Annotated in this window: 6 protein-coding genes; all 6 read right to left on the bottom strand. The window is 41.3% G+C overall.

The genetic code is table 11. From position 1 onward, the window contains the following. Nucleotides 1-331 (bottom strand): transposase (locus L1266_RS22085; RefSeq protein WP_235378354.1); only part of this gene is annotated, 331 nt, incomplete at its 3' end. A 246-nt stretch (nt 332-577) separates the two neighbouring features. After that, nucleotides 578-874, bottom strand: a complete 297-nt coding sequence (locus L1266_RS22080; protein WP_024592041.1) for a hypothetical protein — start codon at nt 872-874, stop codon at nt 578-580. A gap of 75 nt (nt 875-949) precedes the next feature. Next, complete coding sequence (locus L1266_RS22075) at nt 950-1246, bottom strand: hypothetical protein (RefSeq protein WP_138558954.1); 297 nt, start codon at nt 1244-1246, stop codon at nt 950-952. Between the two features lie 157 nt (nt 1247-1403). Beyond that, nucleotides 1404-1784: a hypothetical protein gene (locus L1266_RS22070; RefSeq protein ID WP_024592043.1), complete on the bottom strand. Its 381-nt coding sequence runs from the start codon at nt 1782-1784 to the stop codon at nt 1404-1406. An 81-nt stretch (nt 1785-1865) separates the two neighbouring features. After that, the gene (locus L1266_RS22065) at nt 1866-2300 is read right to left on the bottom strand and encodes a hypothetical protein (RefSeq protein WP_063529658.1); all 435 of its coding nucleotides are present in this window, start codon (nt 2298-2300) and stop codon (nt 1866-1868) included. A 149-nt stretch (nt 2301-2449) separates the two neighbouring features. Then, nucleotides 2450-2815, bottom strand: a complete 366-nt coding sequence (locus L1266_RS22060) for a glyoxalase superfamily protein (protein WP_024592045.1) — start codon at nt 2813-2815, stop codon at nt 2450-2452. Nucleotides 2816-2960 lie beyond the last annotated feature (145 nt).

Here is a 2960-nt window from a genome sequence, read left to right as displayed (position 1 = left end):
TAAAATCAGCAATCGTTTTAAAGTCGGGTGCCAACTTACCAAGTAGCCACATCAGTTCAATATTGCGTTGGCATTCGGTTTCTAATCGGCGGGATGATTGAATACGGTTGAGGTAACCATAAAGATAAAGCTTTAATAGTGTGGCTGGATGATACTTAGGGCGGCCTGTGGACTTTAAGGTTAATCCTTTAAACCCCAATTCAGCTAGATTTAGTTCCTCAATGAAAACATCAATTACTCTGACCGTATTATCTTCACTGACGTAGTCTTCCAACGATTCTGGAAATAACGTTGATTGGTTACGATCTTCACCGCTTATAAACTTTGACATATTGCCTCAACCCTCGACTGAATCAATAGTCTTATTATATAAATATCAGTATATTAAGTGAACTAAATGTATAGATTAATCGATCATAAGCAGCAGATACTTAGACCAAAAGGTGATCAGAGTTTTCACACAGTCTGTGCCATAAGTGGACAGTGCTAACGCTTTGCTAATTGGCTGCCGCAGCGCAGCGTAGGCAGTCCAGTGGAGGCCATGCTGTTTGTGGCCGGAACGAAATTAAGCAACTTGTTATGTTGAAACATGCTTGATAAGCCCCTTAGCTACGAAATAAAAAACAAAGCAGACAAATAACAGCCCAAGGAAACGAATTGCTTTTGGTGCGTCTTTCTTAATTTTCACCTGAACGGCGATGCCAAACTCATCACCGATGAGCCACAAAAATATCTTGTGTAAACTCCATAAAACCATAAATACGTAAACACTGAGGAGCCCATAAAATTCAACATCGGCTACCATCAACGTGATCGTAATGATTAATGCAGCTACTAATACCCCAAAACTGATTGTCTTAATACGAGCGATCAATATGCTGCTCCAACATAACGCCCCAATATGCCGACGAAAAGAGCGCAGCGAGTTGAGGTCGGAATAATTGGTTTGTTAGCTTTGTATATCAATTTCAACAACTTGAGCCTCTTTAAATATACTTTTAGCTTTTTCAAACACAGTATCTTTATTAGCTGGATGCACCGTAATATCGATTGCGTTATCCGATAATGTAAAAAGTGTAAGACAACCCGCTTTTTGGATTTTTGCTATATCCGACTTTTTTACCAATCGTCCTTTGGTGTTATAAAAACGAGAGTAAGAATTTGTTCTTACCTGCACGTTTGCACCTAGGTCGTTAAACGTTCTTTCTGCTTTGTCCAAAAAGTTGATGGGAATCATTGATTCCAACTTTATAACCAAAACAAAGAATAATACTGAGGCGATAACTAATATTAAAATGTCAATAAAGCCTCCGCAAAGCTAACGCCCGCCACACGGGCGAGCAACTTGTTGCGAGTCCAGCGCCGCAGGCGCGATGTGCTGGCGCTTGTTATGTGCGTACATGCTACAGAACATGAACATCGTTGATTGTTGCAGCATAATTGTTGTTCCCAATTGGTACAAACTCAAATTCAACAGTTAGGTCGGTTATCTCGCCATTGGCGGGTAAATAAAAGCCGAAGATCAATGAGCCTGAATCGGTTTCTAAAAACTCAGGGTAACAATTCGCTATATTTTCGTTTTGAAAACTCACAGGGGCATCGCTACCAAAGTAATCATGCACAGCGTCTTTGAGTTCAGATTCTGCCCATACAACACCATAGTTATTGTTTATATCAATGAGCTTTTCTGCGTCTTCAAATTGATTTGTGGCTAATAAGCTCAGCCAATGCTGACAATAACTTTTAAGTTGATTCTCTTTATCTTCACTGGTGATTGAGAGCATGAGATACCTTAGAGCACATAACGCCTGCAGTTGCGGCGGGTGCGGAGCGCAGCGTAGCACACGTCCGACAACCTGCACTTGTTAAGCATTTTGCGACTTACCAGCAATTACTCCGAATTCACCGAGTATTCTTTGCTCTAGAATTCTAGTTACTGCTTCAAATGATGAGTTCGTATCGATAGCTTCTCTTTGATCGACTAGTTCATATTCAAATGGCAACTCTATCGCCATTTTTGAGGCATAAAACTGACCTAGCTGAAGGCGCCAAGGATAAGATGTGTACTCTGGAGTATAAACATGAAACAAAATCACCTTTTCATAAGCTTGATACTGGCTTAAGAGCCAATATTTTCCAACATTTGTATCAGGGTGAGTTTGTTTTACCTCCACTTCCAAGGCTATAACAACATTCCCATCAGTTAGCAGCCCATCAGCACGAAATCCATTTGAAGGAAAGCCAGGGATTGCTTGAAAACCATTAGTGAACGACAACTTTTCGCTAGCAAACTGTTTCATCCAGTCTGCCAACCTCGATTCATATTTTAGCCACGGTGACTTCACTGGACATGGTTCCTCGTATGCTTAACGCCCAAATTTAGCGCGGAAAGCCGCGCAGCGGGTTGACGTCGCAGCCAGCGCTTTTTGCTGGCGATAAAATTTGATTGTTATGTGTCTGCTGATTCATTAAACAATATCCTGTTTGAAAACGGATCTGTTACGGTAAAACACCTTGCACCCCAAGGGGCATCTTCAATGCTTGGTTTGTTGTATTTGTAAGGCTTTGCAGTAACTTGTGCGAAAAGTTGATCAAGATTGCTTACATTAACGAAGACCTTGCTGCCCGGTGTGCAGTCACCAGAGTGTTCACTCAGATGTAAAACAAAATCGCCAAGCGAAACTTGCATGTAAATTGGGTAACCATCCTCAAAACGATGCTCCCAATCTAGTTCCATACCGAGAAAGCCAAGGTAAAACTCTTTTGCTTTATCTTCATCGAAAATCCGCATTATTGGGATCGTCTGAAACTCCATGCCATCTACTCCATTACACATAACATTTTAGTATTTATGCGACACGCAGTTTGTGTTGCATAATCGCTTGTTGGACTGAGCCGCTACCTACTCGGTGTGTCAGAGTTGGTGTTGTTTATGCTATGGGAATTTGCTTTTTCTGGCC

It is taken from the genome of Pseudoalteromonas sp. Cn5-37 (genome assembly GCF_021532495.1).
Taxonomy (GTDB): domain Bacteria; phylum Pseudomonadota; class Gammaproteobacteria; order Enterobacterales; family Alteromonadaceae; genus Pseudoalteromonas; species Pseudoalteromonas simplex.
The sequence above is the reverse complement of the archived record's forward strand: the minus strand, read 5'-3'. Positions and strand labels throughout refer to the sequence as shown.